The sequence below is a fragment of the Asticcacaulis sp. P2_C5 genome (assembly GCF_056404555.1).
Genome location: NZ_JBFUDU010000006.1, coordinates 264,248 through 286,200, shown reverse-complemented (window position 1 = coordinate 286,200; position 21,953 = coordinate 264,248). Strand labels below are relative to the sequence as shown.

The window sequence follows — 21,953 nt, the reverse complement described above, 5'->3', positions numbered from 1 at the left end:
TCAAGGCCGGGACTCGAACAGTGTAAAATCCGGCGCCTTGCCGCGCGCATCGACCTCATCGGCGCTGCCGAGCGGCAGGATCGAAGAGTCCGAGCCATCGAAGGCCGGCCAGGCGGGAAGGCCTTCGCCATTCGGATCGCCGGTCTTGGCGAAGTTTGTCCAGTAGCCCGACGCCCGCGCGGCCATCATCCTGTCCTCGGCATTCCACGGTCGCGAATCCTGCGCCAGTTGATCAAAGATATAGCGGATTTCGGCACCATGTCCGGCCTGGCAGCCATAGCCGCACGGCTCGACCGGTTCGGCCGGTGAATGAACGAAGTAATAGATGTAGGATTGGCTGGCGTGGGCCTGGGATTGCAAGGCCGCCCATGCCCGCATCCGCCAGCCCCAGTAGTCGCTGGTCAGCCGGTTGATCGAGGCGCGCGCCTCGTCGTCCGTACGGCCGGGATAGGCGGTCAACAGGTCCGCGGACGGCGCATGGCCGAGCAGTTGCGTAACCAGGGCCGCGTAGCGGGCAGCCGTGAAGTCGGCGGCTGGGGTTGCCAGGATTTCAGGTGCCAGGTCCTTGCCTTCGTCGGCGTTCCAGCCAACCAGGATCGGCACGTCGTTCTGGCGGTGATGGCGGTAGGTCGTTGTCAGGTCTTCGCGCAGGACGTAGCCGTCGATGATCGGTTCGGGAGTCCACGGCTTGTGGATGAGGGTGTCGGCATCCGTGGCGCGCAGTTGCGCCAGGCTTCCCGGGAATTGCCTCAGCGCCTTCGTTTCGGCGGCGGCTCGGTCGGCCCTGGGCATTTCCGTGGAATCGAGGGGGACGTTCACATTGCCGCTCTCGGCGATGGCGCGCTGGAACAGCCCCTTGGCGGCGGGCGAGGCGGTCAGGGCGACGACCGAGATCGAACCGGCCGACTCGCCGAAGATGGTGACACGATCGGGATCGCCGCCGAAGGCCGCGATATTGTGCTTGACCCAGGCAAGGGCGGCGATCTGGTCGCGAAAGCCCTGGTTGCCCGAAGCGTGGTCAGGCGATTCCCTTGTCAGTTCGGGATGGGCGAAGAAGCCGAACACGCCGAGACGATAGTTCAGTGTGACGACGATAACGCCCTGACGCGTCAGTTGCGCGCCGTCATAGCCACCTTGGGAGCCGGAGCCGCCGAAATAGCCGCCGCCATGGATCCAGACCATAACCGGAAGGTTTTTGGCATCCCTGGGCGCCCATATATTGAGATAGAGGCAATCCTCGCTCTGTGGTTCGGATATCCACGGCACGGTTTGGCGGCAAACGGGCGAGAAAGCGGTGGTCTGGCGCACGCCCGTCCATGGTTTCTCCGGTTGCGGGGCGCGCCAGCGCAGCTCGCCGACGGGCGGAGCGGCGTAAGGCACCCCGAACCATGTGGCGACACCGTCTTTAACGGTGCCGGAGACGGCTCCGGCTTCGGTCTGCACAGGCGGCGTTGATTGGGCGTGGCTGACGATGGGGACCATCAACAGTGTGGCACCCATCGTCAGTCCAAGCGAGGTCTTAAACCAAGTTCTCCAAGCATCCACGAGAGCGACTCCGCAGCCCCTCATCCGGCCTTCGGCCACCTTCTCCCCTCCCGAGGGTAGAAGGGGATAATCCGCGCGTCCGCGAAGATTGAAGGCCGCTATCATCCTGTGTCCTCGTTGTACTTTCCGAATTAACGGCCGACAATCTGGACAAGCGATGGCGCGGACTTGGCCAGGGTCTTGTCACCCGTGGCTGTAAGCTGGCCCGTGGCGTCGTTCCAGTGCAGGGTGGCGGTTACCGTACCCTTGCCCTTTTCGTAGTCGTAGGAAACGCCGTCGTCGTCGTAGAGGGCGAAGTCTGCATCACGGCCTGGATAGACCTTGATGGTGGCGATCGACTGCTTGGTGGCGGTCGACTGGATATCCGAGCCCAGCGGCACGATCGAGCCAGCCTTGACGAAGACCGGGATCTGGTCGATCGGCGCGGCCACCTTGACCCACTGGCCGCCGCTCAGCTTTTGGTTGGTCCAGTAGTTATACCAGTCGCTGCCGGCCGGCAGATAGACCGACTTTTCAACTTGCGCCTGCTCGGTGACCGGCGCCACCAGGAAGGCCGGGCCGAACATATATTGCGTGCCGAGATTGGCGACATTCGGGTCATTCGGGAACGCCATCCAAAGCGGCCGCATAAACGGCGCGCCGGTGTCGAAAGTCGCCTTGGCCTGGCTGTAGATATAGGGGATCAGCGCATAGCGCAGGCGGTCGTATTTGGCCAGGATCGGCTCGGCGGCGGCGCCGAACTCCCAGATTTCGGTGTGCTTGCGGTCACCGTGGATACGCAGGGTCGGCAGGAAGGTGCCGTACTGGAACCAGCGGGTGAACAACTCGGGATAGTCATGGTTCTGGCCGACTGTGGCCTCGGCGCCGGCGGGATCGAGCAGCGGTGTTTTGGTTGCCGAGGTCTGTTGCGGCAGCCACTGCCAGCCGCCGATATCATTGCCCCAGTAGGCGATGCCCGAAGCCGTCATGTTCAGCCCGGTCGGGACCTGCCGCGTCAACGCTTCCCACGACGGATTGATGTCCGACGACCAGAACAGGGCGCCCGTACGCTGCGACCCCAGATAGGCGGCACGCGACAGGATCAGCACGCGCTTGTTGGGCTTCCATTCGCGCATGCCCTGGGCGACGCCCTCGACGTGAACCAGAGGATAGAGGTTATGGTAGCGGTCGCCCGAGCCGATGCTGTAGAAGTGGCCATCCGGCACCAGGTCCGGCTCGGTCTCGTCCAGCCACGGATAGTCGAAGCCATGCGACAGGATGTTGTCGCGGGCATGTTCCCAGAACCACTTGCGCGCTTCGGGATTGGTTTCGTCGATCAGCGCGCCGGTGCGATCCGAGCGGAAGGGCAGGCCGTCAACCGTCTTGCCGTCCTTGTCCTTCAGGAAATAGCCCTTGGCGTCCAGTTCGTTGAAGTAACGCCCGGCGGTTTCGAAACGCGGCCAGATCGAGATGATCGACTGCATGCCCATGTCATGCAGTTGCTTGTTCATGGCGTCCGGATCGGGGAACTGCGCCGGATCGATGTCCATCTGGCCCATCCGTGTCCAGTAGAACCAGTCGACCACCATGACATCCAGCGGATACTGCTTCTGGCGGTAGGTATTGGCCACGCGCAGCACCTCGGCCTGGCTGTCGTAGCGTGCCTTGGACTGGATCAGGCCGAAAGCCGCCTTGGGCGGGATTGGCGTCTTGCCGGTCACCCGCGCATAGGCGGCATAGATTTCCTCGGGCGTATCGCCGGTGATGACGAAGAAGCTGACGCGTTCGCCGACCTTCGACTGGAAGGCCGTGCGGCCGTTGACGGCAGCAACAAAGCGCGTGTCCGACGGATTGTCCCAAACGATGCCGTAGCCCTTCGACGACACCATGAACGGCACGCACACCGTTTCGCCGGCGGGCGCATCGTACCAGTGCTTGCAGTCGATCACCCGGCCGCGCAGATCCAGAATGCCTTCCTGGTTCTGCCCCATGCCGTAATAATGCTCGTCGGCAGGCGCGCTGAACGTAGCGCCGACCTGATAGGTCTGCTCGCCCGACACCTCGTGAGGCGCCATCTCCCAGCCGCCCATGGTCAGCACGGTCTCGCCGCGCGCATTCTTGACCTGCAGGCCCACAGGCGCCAGGGACGGGGCGAAATATTTCTCGCCCATCGACGGGACATGCGGCGGTGGCGCGGCATTGACATGCAGGGTCAGGGCTGATGACGCAAACGTATCACCGTCCTTGTCAGCGATCTGTTTGAAGGCGCTGTTGTCGGCATTGCCGCTGAGAATGCCGTAGCCGCCCGGTTTTAGCGCTTCGGTCTTGTCGGCGGCGATGGTGACATGCACGACATTAGGGCCGTAGGCCTCGACACTGACCCACGCGCCGTTGCGGTCCAGAGTCGTGATGGGCGCACTGTGCGCTGCTGCCGCCAAAGCCAGTGTGGATACAAAGCCGGTGAGGGCGGTGAGCATGCGATGCATCGGTGTCTCCCTGATAGCGCTATCATTTTATCTATGGGCTAAGCCGTGGCGCATCCCCCGTCAAGCCCAATTGGACGCTTGGCGTTGATTTATCGTACAAACGGCTAGCCGTAAAAACAAAGGCTTGTGACTTTTCACCGTCAGGCCTGACTTGCGCTTGCCATAGGGAAGCCGGCAGATTATCGTACAAATCAAAGATCGCCGTAAGACGCGGTCCAGGAACTGTTGAGGGAGACGGGTATGCGTCGTGTTCTGGCCTGGCTTGCGGCCGCGGTTATGCTTGCGGCCACGGTTGCGCTTGCAGGATGCGGCGGCGATACGGCGTCCAGTGGTTTCTCGCCTTTCAATTCGGCGACCGCGAAAGGAACAACGCCCGCAAAATCCGCCAATGGAGCCTATAGCTGGACGAACGCGCCGTGGGGCGGCGGCGGATATGTCTCCGGGATGCTGTATCACCCCAGGGTCAAGGATCTGCTTTATGCCCGTACCGATGTCGGCGGCGTCTATCGCTGGGACCCGGTCAACTGGTCGTGGATAGCCCTGAACGACGATCTCGGCCGCGACGATTCGCAACTAACCGGCATTGTCTCGATGGCGGTCGATGCCAATGACCTCAACAAACTGTACCTTGCGGCGGGACAATATACGCCGTCATGGGGGCGGACGGCGGCAATCCTCCGCTCGAACGACCAGGGCAGGACCTGGGCACGGACCGAGCTGCCGATCCGGCTGGGCGGCAACTGGGACGGCCGTGGTATGGGAGAACGGCTGCAGGTCGATCCGAACAAGGGCTCGATCCTGCTCCTGGGCACCAACCAGGACGGCTTGTGGAAGAGCACGGATTCCGGTGTAACCTGGGCCAAGGTGACGGGCTTTTCGCCGTCGGCGGTGAATTTCGTGGTATTCGACCCGCGTTCGGGCTCGGCCGGGACTGCGACCCAGGTGCTCTATGCCGGCCTCGCCAGCAACACGACGACCAGCCTGATGAAGTCGACCGATGGCGGCGCCACTTGGGCGGCGGTGCCGGGCCAGCCCGTAGCCCTCATGCCGCACCAGGCGGCGCTCGACGCCAATGGCAGCCTTTATATCACCTTCAGCAACGCCCTGGGTCCGAACAACATCAGTGACGGCGCGGTTTACAAGCTGAATACGGCGACCGGCGTCTGGACCAATATCACGCCGCAGACACCCGGCGGGTTCGGCTATAGCGGCGTGTCGGTGGCGGCCAGTACGCCCGGCATGGTTGTGGTGTCGACGATCGACCTGTGGTGGCCGGGCGACACCATCTATCGTTCGATGGACGGCGGCGCGACCTGGACGTCGCTAAAGGACCACAGCCTCATGGACCTTCAGGGTTTCGACTGGGTCAAGCCCTACTGGGGCGGCGATATCAACAACCGGCTGGGCCACTGGATCACCGATGTCGACATCGACCCGTTCAACAGCAATAACGCCATCTACAATACCGGTTTTGGCCTGTGGATGAGCAACAGCCTGACCTCGTCGACCGTGACCTGGGGCTTCCACGACCGCGGCCTGGAGGAGACCGTGGTGCTGGATGTCGACAGCCCGCGCTCAGGCGACATTCACCTGTTTACAGCTCAGGGAGACGTCGGCGGAGCCCGGTACAGCGATTTTTCGCCGCGTGAAGTCGGCAACTATAACGGTGCGCCGACCGGGACGGACCTTTCTATTGCCGCCGCAGGTCTCAACCCGTCGATCGTCGTGCGCTCCAGTTGGCAAAACGATCGTGGGTTTATCTCGCGGGACAGCGGCGACACCTGGACGAAGTTCAAGACCAATCCCTTGACATCGAGCAGCGTTGATCCGGGCCATATTTTGATCTCGGCCCAAGGGACGTCCTTGCTGTGGGTGCCGCGCGGTCAGGCGCCGATCCGCTCCGAAAACAACGGCGATACCTGGACCGCTGTGACGGGCTGGCCCACCGTACCGTCGGATCAGTACTTCCTGCCGGTCGCCGACGCCTCGTTCGACGGCTACTACTATGTCTACGACTACCCCAATGCCCGCCTGTACGAGAGCAGCGACGGCGGCAAAACCTTCGCCATCACGGTGACCGGCCTGCCGCAGTGGCAGGGTTCGGATCTGGTATCGGTACCTGGCGACAAACGCCGGGACCTGTGGATCGCGACCGAGGCCGGCCTGTACCATATCGATGGTCCGACGGCGTCTCCGGTCAAGGTCGCCGGCATCGACAAGGCCTACCGCGTTACCTATGGCGCGCCGGCGCCGGGCCAGACCTATTGGGCGATCTTCGTCTGGGGCAAGGTCGGCAGCGTGACGGGCCTGTTCCGCTCGGATGATGCCGGCGCCAACTGGGTACGGATCAATGACGATGCGCACCAATATGGCTGGTACAACGACATCGCCGGCGACCCGCGGGTCTACGGTCGAATCTATCTCGCGACTGGCGGCCGCGGCGTGATCATCGGAAACAGATAGCTGGTCGCGATTGCGTAACGGGGCAGGGCTGGCTAGGCTGGACTTTTCGAATCTGTCGTCGGAGCCGCTCAGCCCATGCCAGCGGACACGCTAAGTTTTGCCGATCTTGAGCGCAACCTGCCCAAAGCGTCACTCACTCGCGGGCGGGACTATGTCAGCGGCCGGCGGGTTCGCAAGCTCTGGCTCAGCTACGACCGGACGGAAATCACCTCCGAGGTCCACGGCAGCGATTACAGTCCGTATGCAGTCTCGATAGTCCTGACCCGAACCCCGGGTCTGATTGATATTTCGGGCGATTGTACCTGCCCGGTAGGCTATAACTGCAAGCACGTTGCCGCCACATTGCTGAAGGTCCTTGATGATGGCCTGATGGGTGCGCAGCCTGGGACACCGACACCGATCGCCACCATGCCGTACGAGATTACGGCCTGGCTCGAAAAGCTGTCGGAGGTCGAACGCGGCAACGACTATCCGCCGCAGATTAATCAGAGACTGCTTTATGTCCTGCAGCCGGAAACTCGCACGCCGCGCATGCCGCAGGTGGTCGTATCGACCCTGTCGGTCCGTGTGTTGAAGGACGGCAGTCTTTCCGGTAACACGACGCGTAGCAATTTTAGCAATTTCAACCCCGAAAGCGCACCGAAATACTATCGCGACAACGATGTCGCCATTGCTTCACAACTGGCCCGCCTCGCCAACGGCTACGGCGAAATGATCGTACGACGGGCCGGGCTGTTGCGCGAGATCGTGGCGACCGGACGCGCCTACTGGACGAGCCACAACGGCCAGCCGCTGGCCTGGGGCGATGAGCGGCCGGGCCAAATAACCTGGACACAACGCGACAAGAGCGGCATGCTGCCCATGCTGGAAGTCGAGGGCGCCGTCGCGTGCAACGCCGAGGCGCCCGTCTATATCGATCCGGTCGCTCGTCTTGTCGGCGATATCGCGACCGGCCTTTCGCCGCGGCTGGCCTTTCGGCTGCTGTCGGCGCCGCCCATTTCGCGCGGCATGGTCGATCAGGTGACGCGCAATCTCGCGACACGACTACCGCAGGCCCATCATGACCTGTTGCCGGGGCGGCCGGCCGTGGCCATCGATATCCGCGATGTCCCCGTGCCCATTCTGCGCCTCGAAATGTCGAAATCGGCGCCATATGCTTATTACAATCGGGTTGAGAGCGTTGCAGTGGCACGCCTGACTTGGCGCTACGGACTGGCTACAATAGAGCCCAGTGAAAAGGCCGCTCGAACCGAGGTCTTTATCGACGGCAAGCTCCATGTCGTTCATCGCGATGAACGCCGCGAGCGCGCCTTCGTCAGGCAATTGACGATTATGGGTTTCGAAGACCTCCGGCGCAGCCATTACCATCTCGCGGACGCCGGCCGCCAGGACTATAGCCTGGAAACGGTGAACGACTGGCTGGCCTTTTTGCACAGCCAGCTGCCGCAGCTACAGGCGCAGGGTTGTGAAATCCATATCGATGCCGCCTTTCCCTATCGCCTTACCCAGGCTTCCGGAACGTTCGATGCCGAGTTTCAGAGCAGCGGAATCGACTGGTTCGAACTGGATCTCGGCATAGATATCGACGGGCAGCGCTACGACCTGGCGCCGGTCCTGGCGGCCCTGGTCATGTCACCGGGGTTCAAGACCGGCGAAATCGAAACCCTGGCGGCGGAGGGCGACGATTTTTTCCTTGCGCTGGGCGACGGCCGACACCTGGCCGTAGCGGCTGAACGCTTCCTGCCGGTCGTGCTGGCGCTGCACGCCCTTAATCTTAATGGGCTCCTGGCTTCCGGTGCGAGCGGCATCAAGGTGTCGCGCGCCGATATGGCCGGGCTCCTCGACTTCGAAAGCGCGAACTTCACCTTCAAGGGCGTCGACAATCTGCGCCGGCTGGCCGGCCTTCTCAAGGCGAACGGCTTGCCGCCGCTATGTCCGCCCGAAGGCTTCCTGGCGACCCTGCGGCCTTATCAGGCGCAGGGGCTGGCCTGGCTCGATCTGCTGCGCGACAGCGGCTTGGGTGGAATCCTGGCCGACGATATGGGGTTGGGGAAGACGGTGCAGATCCTGGCCCTGCTGGCGCGCGAGAAGGCGGAAGGGCGCCAGATCTTGCCCAGCCTGATCGTCGCTCCGACCAGCCTGATGACCAACTGGTGCCAGGAGGCCGCCCGTTTTGCGCCGGACCTGAAGGTGCTCCTGCTGCACGGCAGCGCGCGCAAACAGGACTTCGCCGCTATCTCCGCCCATGACGTTGTACTGACCACCTATCCGCTGATTGCCCGTGATCATGAGGTCCTGCTGGAGCAGGATTGGCACGTCGCGGTGCTCGACGAAGCCCAGACCATCAAGAATCCGGCGGCCGCGACGACCAAGTGGCTGCGGGGTGTCAAGGCGCAGCACCGTTTCTGCCTGACCGGCACGCCGATGGAGAACCATCTCGGCGAGCTTTGGTCGCTGATGAGCTTCGTCAATCCTGGCTTTCTCGGCGAGAAGGCGGCCTTTACTCGCGCCTGGCGTACCCCGATCGAGAAACTCGGCGACAAGGTCCGCGCCCAGGCCCTGGCGCGGCGCGTCAAACCATTCCTGCTCCGGCGAACCAAGTCCGAAGTCGTTGACGAGCTGCCGCCCAAGATCGAAATCGTCGAGACGGTCGTGCTCGATGACCGCCAGCGCGACCTGTATGACTCGATCCGCCTGTCCATGTCCGAAAAGGTGCGCCAGGCGATCGCCGACCGCGGCCTGGCCAAGAGCCATATCATCGTCCTCGAAGCGCTGCTGAAGATGCGTCAGGTCTGTTGCGATCCGCGCCTGCTCAAGCTGACGGAGAAGACCCAACGTCCGTCAGCCAAGCTGGAACGGCTGATGGAGATGGTCGTGGAACTGCAAAGCGAAGGCCGCAAGATCATCGTCTTTTCGCAATTCACCTCGATGCTGGCCTTGATCCAGGCGCGCTGCGACACAGCCGGCCTGAGCTACAGTCTGTTGACCGGCGATACCAAGGACCGCAAGTCCGCCATCGAGGCCTTCCAGAAGGGAAAGCGCGATATATTTCTGATCAGCCTGAAGGCGGGCGGTGTCGGTCTCAATCTGACGGCGGCGGACACGGTCATCCTCTATGACCCGTGGTGGAACCCGGCGGTCGAGGCCCAGGCCGTCGACCGCGCCCATCGTATCGGCCAGGACAAGCCGGTCTTCGTCTATCGCCTGGTTACATCGGGCACGATCGAAGAAAAGATGTCCGAATTGAAGGCACGCAAACAGGCTCTAGCCGACAGCTTGTTCGATCAGGATGGCGGCATCGGCAAGGCCCTGACAGAGGATGATGTGGCCGCTCTGTTCGAAGCGTAAACCAAAAAATTCCTGATACAGGCAGTTCGGCCCCTGTGCAGCCGTAAAATGGTTGCTATAGTTCGGGCGGGATATCGGGGGTACATATGGCACAACTGCATTTGACGAAGCGGCAGATTCTGGGCGCTGGCCTGGCCTCATTAATTCCGGCGTCGGCCTTTGCCGCTGACGTCATCCGCATTCCGTTCAATTATTACCGCGACTGGGTTCCGGTTATTCCGGTCAGCGTGAACGGTAGCGAGGCCGTTCCTTTCATCTTTTCGACGGGCGCCAGCCTGAACACCATGGATGATGACCTGGCGGCACAGTTGGGTCTTAAGCAGGTTCATGGCCTGCGCGACCTGTTTCTCGGCAATCAGACTATATCGCCGGGCCAGGTCGGACGCGCCCGCGATGTGGAAGCTCAAGGCGTCAAGATCGGCGGCGTCTACGACATGGGCCAGCGCGTCTTCTCCGTCAGGCCATCGACGGCCAAGGAACAGGTCTACGCAGACAAGCACCGCGACGATCCCAACTATCCCCGCGGCACCATGGGCATGGAGCTCTTCGTCGCCGCACCCTGTATTCTCGACTACGAAGCCCGCGAACTACGCTTGTCGCCGGCCGGGCTGACGGGTCTCGATGGTTTCATGACCCTGCCGGCGCGCATCACCTGGTCAAGCAGCGATATCAGTGTCTCGGTTCGCGCGATGCTGGACGATCAACTTCTGAACTGTGCGATTGATACGGCGGGTCGGGCCGATCTCTATCTACCCTCCAGATTTGTTCGCGAGCATAATCTGTATGACCGTTTTCCGGTGGGAGTTGAATCGCCGCTGAGTCTTACCGACTCAACGAAAGGGACGATTCGTACGGTCCGCATGAAGAATTTCGATATCGGCGGTATCCATTTTGACGAGATCAATGTCACCCTGGGCGATCCGCGAAAGGATGACCATCTCAGCGGATTGGGCGTCACGGCGGTGATCGGCCGCGGTCTGCTGAAACAGGTGTCACTGGCCTTCCCGGGGGACGGGCGCCTGATGGCGAAAGCCAACAATGCCTTCAAGAGTGTTTCCGACCCCTGGGTGCCGATTCTTTCAGACGATTAGGCGACGGCCCTAGCGATTGGCCATCATGTCGCGCAGTTCCTGTTCCTTCGCCATGATCTCGCCGGTCGGGTCGCTTTCGGCAAAGTCTTCCGGACCGAAGATAGGACGGATATCGATTTCGGTATCCTCGTTCATTGGATTGGGGCAGCGTTTGACCCATGCGATAGCCTCTTCGAGGCTGCTGACTTCCCACAGCCAGAAGCCGGCAATCAATTCCTTCGTCTCGCCAAATGGCCCGCTGACCACCTCGCGCGACTTGCCCGAAAACTTCACCCGGGCGCCGTCGCGCGTCGGCTTCAGCCCGTCGCCGCCCTGCATGATGCCGGCCTTGACCAGTTCCTCATTGTAATTGCCCATGGCGGTCAGCAGTTCGGCGTCCGGCATTTCGCCGCCTTCGTAGCCAGCATTGCCCTTAACGATAACCATGACTTTCATTGTGCTCTCCTGCGATCCGGCCGCGTTGTGACACCAAGTCCTCAGGGCGGCTGCGTTAGAGCAAAATGACTTTAGGTAGATTCGTCATTTCGCTCTAACTTTCTGTTTTGTCGCGCAATTTAACCGAAAAGTGGCAGCCACTTTATCGGATTGCGCTATAGAATGACGAACGGCCAGAGCGGAATCCTACACGGCCGATGAAATTATTTCGATTATTTTACCGGCGGCAACCGCCACGGCGCGCGATATTTCGGCGTGATCAAGGCGTTGGCGGCCTTGTCGCCGCCGAAGCGGTTGGCGGCGGCATTCCAGTGGATCTTGTCGCCGGTGCGATAGGCGATATTGCCCATGTGGCAGACGGTGGCCGTATTGGCCGCCGCCTCGATCGTGCAGTTCGGCGTCTTCGAGCGGTCCTTTATGCAGGCGATAAAGTTGGCGGCGTGCAGCGACAATCCATTGTCGGATGCCGGTATGGCCGCGACGGCCTCGGTCTTGAAGCCTGTTTCGCCGGCCTTTTCCGCCTGGACCAGCCATTGACCGCGGTCGACGACCAGCGTGCCGAATTCACCGATAAAGGCGACGCCGTGCTCGCGCCCGCCATAGGGACCGTTGCCGATGGCCAGGCTATGTTCCCAACTGATCGAATAGTCGCCGAAATCATATAATGCCGTCTGGGTGTCGGGCGTTTCCGCCGCCGAATCCGGATAAGCATATTTGCCGCCCAGGCACATGACCGATTTCGGCGTGCCCGATTTCATTCCCAACAGCGCCATGTCCATCAGGTGAACACCCCAGTCCGTCATGGTTCCGCCGGCATAGTCCCAGAACCAGCGGAACGTATAGTGGAAACGGTTGGGATTGAAGGCGTGCAGCGGCGCCGGTCCCAGCCACATGTCGTAATTGACGCCGGGCGGCACCGGGCCGTCGGGCTGAGGTTTCAGGACCGGCGCCCGCGGCAGATAGGCCCACACCTTGACCATACGCACCCGGCCCAGCTTACCCGACTGGACATAGGCGATAGCGTCGGCCCAATGTTTGTTGCTGCGCTGCCATTGCCCGACCTGGACAATACGGCTGTAGCGGGTCTTGGCCGCGACCATGGCCTGGCATTCGGCGACCGAATTGCCCAGCGGTTTCTCTACATAGATATCCTTGCCGGCCGAACAGGCATCGGTCGCCATCAGGCAGTGCCAGTGATCGGGCGTCGCGATAATGACGGCGTCGATGTCCTTGTCGTCGAGCAGCCGGCGATAATCGCGTTCGATCTTCGGCGCTTTACCGGTCAGGCCCTGCAGTTCGGTCGCCCGCGCGGCCAGGACGCTGTCGTCAATATCGCACAAGGTGGCGATTTCGACCCCAGGCACCTCCAGATGTGCCTTCATGTCGGCCCATCCCATGCCCTTGCAACCGATCAGGCCAAGCCTGACCCTGTCGCTAGGGGGCGTTTGGGCGCGTGAGGCGAAGGCAGCTGCCGACAAGGCGACGGACGCGCCCAGGGTACCGCGGACCAAAGCCCGCCGATGAAGAGTCTGCATGATGTTTCCCCGACTGTTGTCGATGCCGTGACGGCGCATTGTAATCGATTACGGGGGATTTGCCGGAGAATGTCAACAGCGCGGAATGCGTCCCTGCCTACGCCCGCAGCCGGCTCACGAAGCCGAACACCTCCGCCTGCATGTCCTCCGAGCGGCGTTCCAGTTCATTTGACAGGCCCAGCAATGACTGGGCGGCCTGGCCTGTCGCCTGGGCCGCGTCGCCGACACCGGAAATATGCCCCGTCACATCACGCGTCCCTGTCGCGGCCAGGCTGGTATTGCTGGCAATCTCGTTTGTCGCCGCACCCTGTTGTTCGACGGAATAGGCAATCGCCGAGGTCAGTTCGCCGATCTGCTCGATGGTTTTCACAATCGTTCCGATCGAGCCGACGGTCGTCGCTGTCGCTGCCTGAATCTCGTTGATCTTCGAGCGAATCTCGTCGGTCGCCCGGGCCGTCTGCTGGGCCAGTTGCTTGACCTCCGACGCCACCACCGCGAAGCCCTTGCCGGCTTCACCGGCCCGCGCCGACTCGATGGTCGCGTTCAGCGCCAACAGGTTGGTCTGGGCGGCAATCGCCTGGATCAGGTTGATGACCTCGCCGATCTGGCCAGCCGAGGCAGACAGGGTGGCGATGGCCGCCTCCGTGCGCTGGGCCTCGGTAACGGCATGGCGGGTGACCTGCGACGTGCGCGCAACCTGCTGGTTGATTTCGCTGACACTGGCCGATAATTCTTCGGTTGCCGCCGCGACATTCTGCACATTGTTGGCGGCTTCGATGGCGGCAACATTGACGGCGCGGGCGCGGTTGGCGGCATCGTCGGCATTGCCGGTCAATCCGCGGGCCGCATCGGCTACCGTGCGCGACGAACGGGCAAAGCGCTGGGCCAGATCGCCCATATGCTGCTCGAACTCGCCGGCGATCCGGTTGCGCTCCTCGGCCAGGTTGGCATTGATGCGCTTTTCTTCCTCAGCCTGCTGGGCCTTCAGGGTCTCGCCCTCGGCAGCGCGGTCGCGCAGCGTGCGGATAGAACGCCACAGCGACGACACTTCGTCCTTGCCGCGTGCTGCGGGAATATCGGTGTCATAAGCGCCGTCGGAAATGCGCATGACGCTGCTGGTGACGTGCTGCAATGGACGCGAGATCGAGCGGACGGCGGTCCACAGCGAGGCCGCGACCAGGGCAAGGATGCCGGTAGCGGCGATCAGCAGGAACTGCCACACGCGCTGGGTCTTGTACCTGGCCATGGCGGTTTGATTGGCGTCGAGATTGCTGCGGATATGTTCGACCATGGCGTCGATACTGGCCTGGAAGGCCTTGCGATTGGCGCGGTTGGCGTCGTTATTGCCCAATTGGCTGGCAGCCTCGGGCCCTTGCTCACGGCCCAGCCGCGCCAGTTCACGGCGCAGGGTCATGAATTCGTTGGCCTGGGTTTCCACGGCGTCGAACTCTGGCAGGGCGCCGGGCTTTAGCTCAGACTTCCATTCGGTCAGCAATTGCGCGATAGCGTCCAGGTTCTTGTCGACGCCATCGGCATATTTTCCGGCTTCGGCCACATCCTTCGACATATAGACGCCGCGTGATTCCATGACGGTGGCGGTGACAAGGCGATTGAGATGTTCGCCACGATAGGCGTCTTCATGGGCCTGATCGGTCTGTTTGAGGACGCGGTTGTAGTCGTTGATGGTAACCAGACCCAGCCCGGTGATCGCCGAAGCCATCAGGGCGAAACAGGCGACGAGCGCGAGGATGCGCGACTTGATGGTCATGAGGTACACCTTTACTTAAAGGGGTGCGCAGGGCGCGACAGTATCGCTATGGTTTATCGCGCCGTGGTTAATACAAGGTTTTTGCGTTTGAAATGTCGAGGCAGTGAAGGTCGCTCGGGCTGCTACAAAAGGCTTGAAGCGCAGTCTCGGACAACGCCCGGGCCATGAAAAAATGCGCCCGCCGAACTGGGCGGACGCATTCCCTGAGTGCCGCGGTGCCAGACAATTCAGGCGAACACCGTGTCCAGGCCGCCTGGCTTGCCGGCCAACTGCCTGTAGGCGGCAGCGACCGGCGCTATCATGATGGCGAACATCAGCGGTGTAACGATCACGATAAACAAGGCCAGCGGAACCAGCAGGACAGGATTGCTCATGAACATACCCAACGGATTGGCGGGATCGGCCGCGCCGGCGGTTATGTGTGCGGTCATGCCAACAACTAGCATCACGACGCTGTACACGATGACGGCCAGGATCTCGACGACGAAGGCCATGATGAGAGCGATGATGTATCCGCCCAGCAGGCTCCAGAAATTGCCCTTGGTCAGCGCAAATGAGCCGAACAGGTTGATCTTGCGCGTGTCGAAGGTCTGGACCGAATACAGCGACATACGCACCACCACCCAAAAGATCAGGCAGATGAGCAGTGGGATGCCGATGATGGCGACAAAGACGAGGGCCTTCGGTGCGGCCGCGCCCACGACGGCGACGAGGACGCCAATGACGATGCCCACGATGACTTCAGCGACGATCACGATGAGAAACAGCAGCAGGTTGACGCCGATCTGGCGAAGTTCGTCTCCTCCGAAGCGCAGGTAGCCGAAACCGCTTTCCGATGGCCGCAGGACCGCACGAAAGACGGCGCAATTCATGATGGCGCCGAACAACAGGCCTACGGGAATGATAATGCCGTACATCGGCAGGATCTTTTGATACATGGCCAGGATCGCCGTTGGGTCTGCGCTATTACCGGTCGCCATGGCGCTGGTCATTTGTGTCATGGCTGGCATCATCATCGAAAACATGACGTAGAACAGCGCTGCATAAAAGATTAGCAGCACCGTGCCCCAGATGGGTATCAACATCGGTTTCGCCTTGATTACGCGAAAACCTTCGAATGCAAAATTGGTATCCAACGCCATGAGCCCCTCCAGCGCTAAGACCGTCCTTGGTCGGCCGGATGGCCGGGATACGGTGGGCCTATTGTGACCTGCTATTGATGGTCTGCCAATAGCCGGACGGCAAAAACCTGCCGAGCCGTACCCTGACCTGTCCTGCGGCCTTGGATCGACCCGTTCGTTTTCCTGGGCCAGGACGTTGACGTGGACAGTCGGGAATTGAGGGTTGCCGCCGTCCGCGAAAAACGCCAATAAAGCGAACCGGAAACCTAGGAGACCGAGCCATGAAAACCCGTGCCGCCGTTGCCTTCGAAGCGAAAAGGCCGCTGGAAATCGTCGAGGTCGATCTGGCCGGGCCGCAGGCCGGGGAGGTCCTGGTCGAGATCAAGGCCACCGGCATCTGCCATACGGACGCCTACACCCTGGACGGCCTCGACTCGGAAGGCCTGTTCCCGTCCATACTGGGCCATGAAGGTGCCGGCGTCGTGCTCGAAGTGGGCGCAGGCGTGACGTCGCTGAAGCCCGGCGACCATGTCATTCCGCTCTACACGCCGGAATGCCGCCAGTGCAAATCCTGCCTGTCGCGCAAGACCAACCTGTGCACGGCCATCCGCGCCACCCAAGGCAAGGGGCTGATGCCCGACGGCACGTCGCGCTTTTCCTACAAGGGCCAGGCTATCCATCACTATATGGGCTGCTCGACCTTCGCCAACCATACCGTCCTGCCTGAAATCGCCCTGGCAAAGATCCGCAGCGACGCACCCTTTGACAAGGCCTGTTATATCGGCTGCGGTGTCACGACGGGCGTCGGCGCCGTGGTCAATACGGCGGGTGTTGAACCGGGCGCCAATGCCGTGGTCTTCGGGCTCGGCGGCATTGGGCTCAATGTCATACAGGGCCTGAAGATGGTCGGCGCCGACAAGATCGTCGGTGTCGATCTCAATGACTCGAAGGAGGCGTGGGGCCGCCGTTTCGGCATGACCCATTTCGTTAACCCGAAGACGATCACCGGCGATCTGGTCGCCCGTCTCGTCGAACTGACCGGGGGCGGGGCCGATTACACCTTCGACTGCACGGGCAATGTCGACGTCATGCGCACGGCCCTGGAAGCCTGCCATCGCGGCTGGGGCGAAAGCATCATCATCGGTGTAGCCCCCGCCGGCGCCGAGATCCGCACGCGTCCGTTCCAGCTTGTCACTGGCCGCGTCTGGAAGGGCTCGGCCTTCGGCGGGGCGCGCGGACGCACGGACGTGCCGAAGATCGTCGACTGGTATATGGACGGCAAGATCGAAATCGATCCGATGATCACCCACACCCTGCCGTTGGAACGGATCAACGAAGCTTTCGACCTGATGCATGCCGGCGAAAGCATCCGCAGCGTCGTGGTGTTCTGAAGCCAGGTACGGGGGACCAGGTTCGGGCCGGCCTTTATTAAATACTTCCAATTCACGCGACGAATCGCGTGAAATATCTATCCCTGCGGGTGTTACAGTTGATCCTTACGTGGACGTCAACTGTCACGGATCTGAGGCATGTATACAGTGGACTTTATCTCCCAGCACCGTCTTTTCGACGGCATTCTCTACTTCATCAAGCACGACAGTACGGCCGTGGCGGGGCCCATGTCGGCCAGCGTCTTTGTTCCGGATGTCGCTGAAAAGCGCGGCGATGCGCCGTTTCCGGCCCTGTACTGGCTGTCGGGGCTGACCTGCTCGGCCAACAACTTCACCGAAAAGGCCGGCGCCTATCGCAAGGCCTCCGAATTGGGGTTAATCATCGTTGCGCCCGATACGTCGCCACGCGGTGAGGGTGTGCCCAACGACCCGGCCACCGACCTGGGGCAGGGCGCCGGCTTCTATGTCGATGCCACCCAGGGGCCGTGGAAGGCCCATTATCAGATGGAGACCTATGTCACGCGCGACCTGATCGAGGTCGTCGAGGCCAATTTCCCGGCGGCTCCCGGGCGGCGCGGTATCTTCGGCCATTCGATGGGCGGCCACGGTGCCCTGACATTGGCGATGAACCACGCCCACCTGTTTCGTTCGGTCTCGGCCTTCGCGCCGATTGCCTCGCCGCTGCACGCCCCGTGGGGCGAGAAGGCACTCAGCAACTATCTCGGCCATGATCGCAGCGCCTGGGAGCCTTACGACGCCGCCTTGCTGATGGCCAAGGGTATGGGCAAGGCCTTTGACGACATCCTGATCGACCAGGGCCTGGGTGATCCGTTCCTGGAAACGCAACTGAAAACCGAACTGCTTGAACTGGCCGCTTCAACCGCCGGCCAGAAGTTGACGGTGCGCTATCACGACGGCTACGACCACGGCTATTATTTTATCCAGAGCTTCATCGACGATCATATTGTCTTCCACGCCGAGCGGCTGAAATAACGCCGTTTCATTTTACCGCAGCCTGACGTATCCTGCCCTACAGCACACCGGGGCAGGGGATGGCGATGCGCAAATGGAAACAGGTAATGGCGGCGGCCGTTGCGGCTGCCGGGGCGATAGCTCTGATCGGCGGGGTCATGGCCTTCGCCCAGACCCTGGAGGTCGATGTCGACCGCCCCGGAGGTGATTTCCTGAAGGTCGATCTGCCGAGCCACGCCGAAAAGGCCTGCATGCGGCTGTGTGCCTCGCACAATCAGTGTCGCGCCTTTACCTATGTGCCCGGCGGTGGCACGGCCGGGACCTGGCAGCCCGACGCATGCTGGCTGAAGAATTCCGTGCCCAATGCTTACTATCCGGCCTATCCGATGACCTCGGGCGTCAAGGGCGTCAACTTCACTGCCGATCTTCCGCAGGTCGATGCCGAGCGGCAACCCTATGTCATTACGCGGGACAGGGCGCGCCAGATTGGCTATCGCAGCGCCGTCGCCGAAGGTGTCGTCCCCATGTTGCTGATTATCGGCGATACATCGCCGGCTCCCGGCATGCCGGCCGATCCGGCCTGCACAAATGCCGGCGCCATCGGGCCGGCCGACGTCGAACGGGCAGAGCAGATAATGTTCGGCAGTGAAACCGACGCCACACACAGCAGTGTCAGCCAATTTTATCACGAGGTATCGCGCGGCCGCTATACTATCGCCCGGGCCGGGGTGATCGGCCCCGTCCGCCTGTGCCCGGAAGCGACGAACTTTCCGGACAAACTGATCCGGCGCATCGCCGCTGCCGGTTTCCGGCTGGCGCCATACGACCGCAACGGCGACAACCGCATCGAAACCTCGGAACTGCTGGTCGTCATGTTCGATAACGCCACCCGGACCGGCGCGTTGAGCGACAAGGATTGCTACCCGACCCAGGAACTGGTGTCCGACGGTCACACCCAGCTGCAACTCTGTGGCGTCGCGGCCGCGGGCTATCTTTCGACCATGAACAATCCAGCTCACGAAATCGGCCACTTCCTGACAGGACGCGACGATCTCTATGGCCCGTCGGGCCATTGCTGGAGCTGGAGGCTGACGGTCATGTCGTGCACCGGTGGCGATTCCGCCACCGGCGCCTTCGAAGGACCTGTCAATTTCGATCCATGGAACCGTATCCGGCTGGGCTGGGCCGCACCGCGCTTTGCCTCGACCGCCGCGCGTTCCACCTGGAGCCTGAGTGCCTATTCGGATTTTGCCGACGGCGAACCCGACGACCCCGTGGTCATTTACGATGAAAGCCGCGGCCTGTCGGAATTCTATGTCGTCGAATACCGACGGCCGTCGCGCTGGGCCCACGACGCTGGCGCCCTGGTTCCAGGATGCGAACCGCCGTTGCCAGGCTGTCCCGCGCCACGTCCGGCCGATGGGCTGGTCGTCTGGTACGTCCGGACAGACAGTAACGGCCACGCTTACCGCTATCTTGCCCGCGTCGTTGCCCTGGGGAACGAACTCCACACGCCCATTCGTGGCGACGACATTTACAATGAAACCACGACCGATACCGGAGTCACGACCATATTTATCACGCCTGGCCCGAATGGCGTCATTGATGCGCCCGTCGACGTCCGTGACTACGCCGCCAGCTTTGCCGCCGTCTGGGCCAAGGCCTTTCCCCAGCCGGAGGGGACGGCAACTGTCGTTATGAAGCCGGGCGATCCGGTGCAGCGGCTGACCTGGTCCGACCTCAGCGACGCCGGCATTGTCCTTCGCGTGACCGCAGGATCACAGGCCGGCACAATGAACCTGGCTATCATTCCTGGCTTGCAACTACGACCTCGCGGCAATATTCCGCGTCTGCCGCCGATACAGCGTCCGTAGGGATCAGGCGGCTGACGGTTTATTATCGGGAGGTTGGGGCAGACTCGATTTCAGTCCAGCACCAGTTCGCGCAGCTTGTGCTCATTTTCGAGCTTTTCGCGCGACATGCGATCGGCTTCGGCGGCACGGTCCTTGAGAATTCCCAGCGCGCCCCACAGTTCGCCGATCTCGCCGCGGACCTGGTTTTGGGGGAGCGGCGTGTCGTAGGCCCCCTCCGAAATCCTGACCATGGATTCGCGCACCCTGGCCAATGGATTGGTGATCGAACCGATGGCCAGCCACAGTGAACCGCCAAGCAGCAAGAGGATGCCCGACGTTGCCATGATAAGGAATTGGCCTTGGCGCTGGCTCTCAAACCGCGTAACCTCGGCCTGGCTACCGGCCAGTTTCGCTTCGAGGCCCGTGACCATGGTATCGATGCGCGCCTGCATTGCTTCACGGAACAGTCGATATTTGTCCTTGTTGCCATAGGCGTCCGCGGCCGTAACGCCTTGCTCACGCGTAATCCGGGCCAGGTTATGGCCACCGCGGACAAAACTCATGCAATCGGCCCGCACCTTGGCCAGTTCCGGCAGTTCGCCGGGCTTCAGGTGCGTCTGCCAGTCATCCAGGAACGCTTGAAGCGTATTGACTCTTTGATCGACGCGGTCGGCCTGGAACAAGGCCTCGTCACGCGTTTCCGCCAGGTAGACGCCGCGCATTTCGACCGCGCCGGCGTTAAGATATCGGTTCAGCCGCTCACCCCGAAAGGCGTTTTCCGAGTTATGACGATAGTTTTCAATGATGTGATTGTAGTCGTTCATCGTCTTAAGGCTGAGCGCCGTGATGGCGGTGGCCAGGACTGCTGACGCTGCTACAAGACACAGGATTTTGGTTTTGATCGTCATCATACATACGCTCGAAAGGGCCGCTTGAATGGCCTTTTACCATAGCCGCGTTAATATTCATTGCCGGCGGCATGAGCAGGCAACGACCAAACAGAAGAGTAGGCATCTAAAGGCCGGGGACTGGAAACCTAAGGCCTGAGATTCGTCAATCCGGCTTAATGCGTGGCCAAATCCTTTGCGGAGCTTGACTCAAGGCCTCAGGACCTGTAAGTGCGCGCGTTCCCGGGCGACCGGGCATTACGGGTCATCCTGAGCTGCCGTTGCGATCGCCTTCCACATAAGGGTGGGAGGCCAGTCAGGGTAAAACTATAGGTACGATATGTCCAAGCGCCACAGCGCCAAGTACAAACTCGACCGCGTCATGGGTGAAAACCTGTGGGGCCGTCCCAAGTCCCCTGTCAACAAGCGCTCCTACGGCCCCGGCCAGCACGGTCAGCGCCGCAAGAACAAGATCTCCGATTTCGGCACCCAGCTCCGCGCCAAGCAGAAGCTGAAGGGTTACTACGGTAACATCACCGAAAAGCAGTTCCTGCGCACCTATGAAGAAGCGTCGCGCCGCAAGGGCAACACGTCGGAAAACCTGATCGCCCTGCTGGAAACTCGTCTGGACGCCCTTGTCTACCGCGCCAAGTTCGTGCCGACCGTCTGGGCGGCCCGTCAGTTCGTCAACCACGGCCACGTCCTGGTCAACGGCAAGCGCGTCAACATCCCGTCCTATCGCGTCAAGCCGGACGACGTTGTCGAAGTGCGTGAACGTTCGCGCTCGATGGCTCTGGTCCTCGAAGCCCTGCAATCGCCCGAGCGCGACGTGCCGGACTATATCGAGCTGGACGCCAAGGGCATGAAGGCACGCGTCGTTCGCCTGCCGGAACTGTCCGAAGTGCCATATCCGGTCAAGATGGATCCGCATCTGATCGTCGAATACTACTCCTCCTGATTTCGGTCTCGTTCTGACGGGCTGCAAATGCCCGTCCTTTTGCGCGCCCTTGCTCATGTACTTAAGTACACTTCGCTGCGGGTGCTCAAAGGCCAGACATTTTGGCGACGCCGAACGTTGT

At 61.6% G+C, this 21,953-nt stretch carries 14 protein-coding genes; 7 read left to right on the top strand and 7 right to left on the bottom strand.

Translation table 11 applies throughout. The features are described from left to right. Positions 1 to 1,500 carry a carboxylesterase/lipase family protein gene (locus AC1DXO_RS12940; protein WP_476978568.1) on the bottom strand — a complete coding sequence of 500 codons (1,500 nt, stop codon included), beginning with the start codon at positions 1,498 to 1,500 and terminating at the stop codon, positions 1 to 3. A 176-nt stretch (positions 1,501 to 1,676) separates the two neighbouring features. Further along, complete coding sequence (locus AC1DXO_RS12935; protein WP_476978567.1) at positions 1,677 to 4,010, bottom strand: glycoside hydrolase family 31 protein; 2,334 nt, start codon at positions 4,008 to 4,010, stop codon at positions 1,677 to 1,679. 240 nt (positions 4,011 to 4,250) lie between these two features. Here AC1DXO_RS12935 and AC1DXO_RS12930 point away from each other — a divergent pair, with 240 nt between their 5' ends. The 3 genes from AC1DXO_RS12930 to AC1DXO_RS12920 all read left to right on the top strand — a co-directional run bounded on the left by AC1DXO_RS12930 (position 4,251) and on the right by AC1DXO_RS12920 (position 10,912). Further along, the gene (locus tag AC1DXO_RS12930; protein ID WP_476978566.1) at positions 4,251 to 6,473 is read left to right on the top strand and encodes an exo-alpha-sialidase; all 2,223 of its coding nucleotides are present in this window, start codon (positions 4,251 to 4,253) and stop codon (positions 6,471 to 6,473) included. Between the two features lie 75 nt (positions 6,474 to 6,548). Continuing rightward, positions 6,549 to 9,821: a DEAD/DEAH box helicase gene (locus AC1DXO_RS12925; RefSeq protein WP_476978565.1), complete on the top strand. Its 3,273-nt coding sequence runs from the start codon at positions 6,549 to 6,551 to the stop codon at positions 9,819 to 9,821. A gap of 86 nt (positions 9,822 to 9,907) precedes the next feature. After that, positions 9,908 to 10,912, top strand: a complete 1,005-nt coding sequence (locus AC1DXO_RS12920; RefSeq protein ID WP_476978564.1) for an aspartyl protease family protein — start codon at positions 9,908 to 9,910, stop codon at positions 10,910 to 10,912. Positions 10,913 to 10,921: 9 nt separating this feature from the next. On the opposite strand, the gene AC1DXO_RS12915 is transcribed toward AC1DXO_RS12920, so the two are convergent. From AC1DXO_RS12915 to AC1DXO_RS12900, 4 genes are all read right to left on the bottom strand, one after another. Continuing rightward, complete coding sequence (locus tag AC1DXO_RS12915; protein WP_476978563.1) at positions 10,922 to 11,347, bottom strand: YciI family protein; 426 nt, start codon at positions 11,345 to 11,347, stop codon at positions 10,922 to 10,924. 212 nt (positions 11,348 to 11,559) lie between these two features. After that, positions 11,560 to 12,882 carry a Gfo/Idh/MocA family protein gene (locus tag AC1DXO_RS12910; protein WP_476978562.1) on the bottom strand — a complete coding sequence of 441 codons (1,323 nt, stop codon included), beginning with the start codon at positions 12,880 to 12,882 and terminating at the stop codon, positions 11,560 to 11,562. Between the two features lie 97 nt (positions 12,883 to 12,979). Further along, positions 12,980 to 14,650 carry a methyl-accepting chemotaxis protein gene (locus AC1DXO_RS12905; RefSeq protein ID WP_476978561.1) on the bottom strand — a complete coding sequence of 557 codons (1,671 nt, stop codon included), beginning with the start codon at positions 14,648 to 14,650 and terminating at the stop codon, positions 12,980 to 12,982. A gap of 227 nt (positions 14,651 to 14,877) precedes the next feature. Next, complete coding sequence (locus tag AC1DXO_RS12900) at positions 14,878 to 15,735, bottom strand: hypothetical protein (RefSeq protein ID WP_476978560.1); 858 nt, start codon at positions 15,733 to 15,735, stop codon at positions 14,878 to 14,880. 317 nt (positions 15,736 to 16,052) lie between these two features. On the opposite strand from AC1DXO_RS12900, the gene AC1DXO_RS12895 reads away from it, so the two are divergent. The 3 genes from AC1DXO_RS12895 to AC1DXO_RS12885 all read left to right on the top strand — a co-directional run bounded on the left by AC1DXO_RS12895 (position 16,053) and on the right by AC1DXO_RS12885 (position 20,008). Continuing rightward, complete coding sequence (locus AC1DXO_RS12895; protein WP_476978559.1) at positions 16,053 to 17,162, top strand: S-(hydroxymethyl)glutathione dehydrogenase/class III alcohol dehydrogenase; 1,110 nt, start codon at positions 16,053 to 16,055, stop codon at positions 17,160 to 17,162. A gap of 138 nt (positions 17,163 to 17,300) precedes the next feature. Next, positions 17,301 to 18,155 (top strand): S-formylglutathione hydrolase, encoded by an 855-nt coding sequence (gene fghA, locus AC1DXO_RS12890; RefSeq protein ID WP_476978558.1) that lies wholly within the window; start codon positions 17,301 to 17,303, stop codon positions 18,153 to 18,155. Positions 18,156 to 18,220: 65 nt separating this feature from the next. After that, the gene (locus AC1DXO_RS12885; protein ID WP_476978557.1) at positions 18,221 to 20,008 is read left to right on the top strand and encodes a PAN domain-containing protein; all 1,788 of its coding nucleotides are present in this window, start codon (positions 18,221 to 18,223) and stop codon (positions 20,006 to 20,008) included. A 50-nt stretch (positions 20,009 to 20,058) separates the two neighbouring features. On the opposite strand, the gene AC1DXO_RS12880 is transcribed toward AC1DXO_RS12885, so the two are convergent. Continuing rightward, on the bottom strand, positions 20,059 to 20,898 hold the full coding sequence (locus AC1DXO_RS12880) for a HAMP domain-containing protein (RefSeq protein WP_476978556.1): 840 nt from the start codon (positions 20,896 to 20,898) through the stop codon (positions 20,059 to 20,061). Positions 20,899 to 21,214: 316 nt separating this feature from the next. On the opposite strand from AC1DXO_RS12880, the gene rpsD reads away from it, so the two are divergent. Then, the gene (gene rpsD / locus AC1DXO_RS12875; RefSeq protein ID WP_476978555.1) at positions 21,215 to 21,832 is read left to right on the top strand and encodes a 30S ribosomal protein S4; all 618 of its coding nucleotides are present in this window, start codon (positions 21,215 to 21,217) and stop codon (positions 21,830 to 21,832) included. The last annotated feature ends 121 nt before the right edge of the window (positions 21,833 to 21,953 follow it).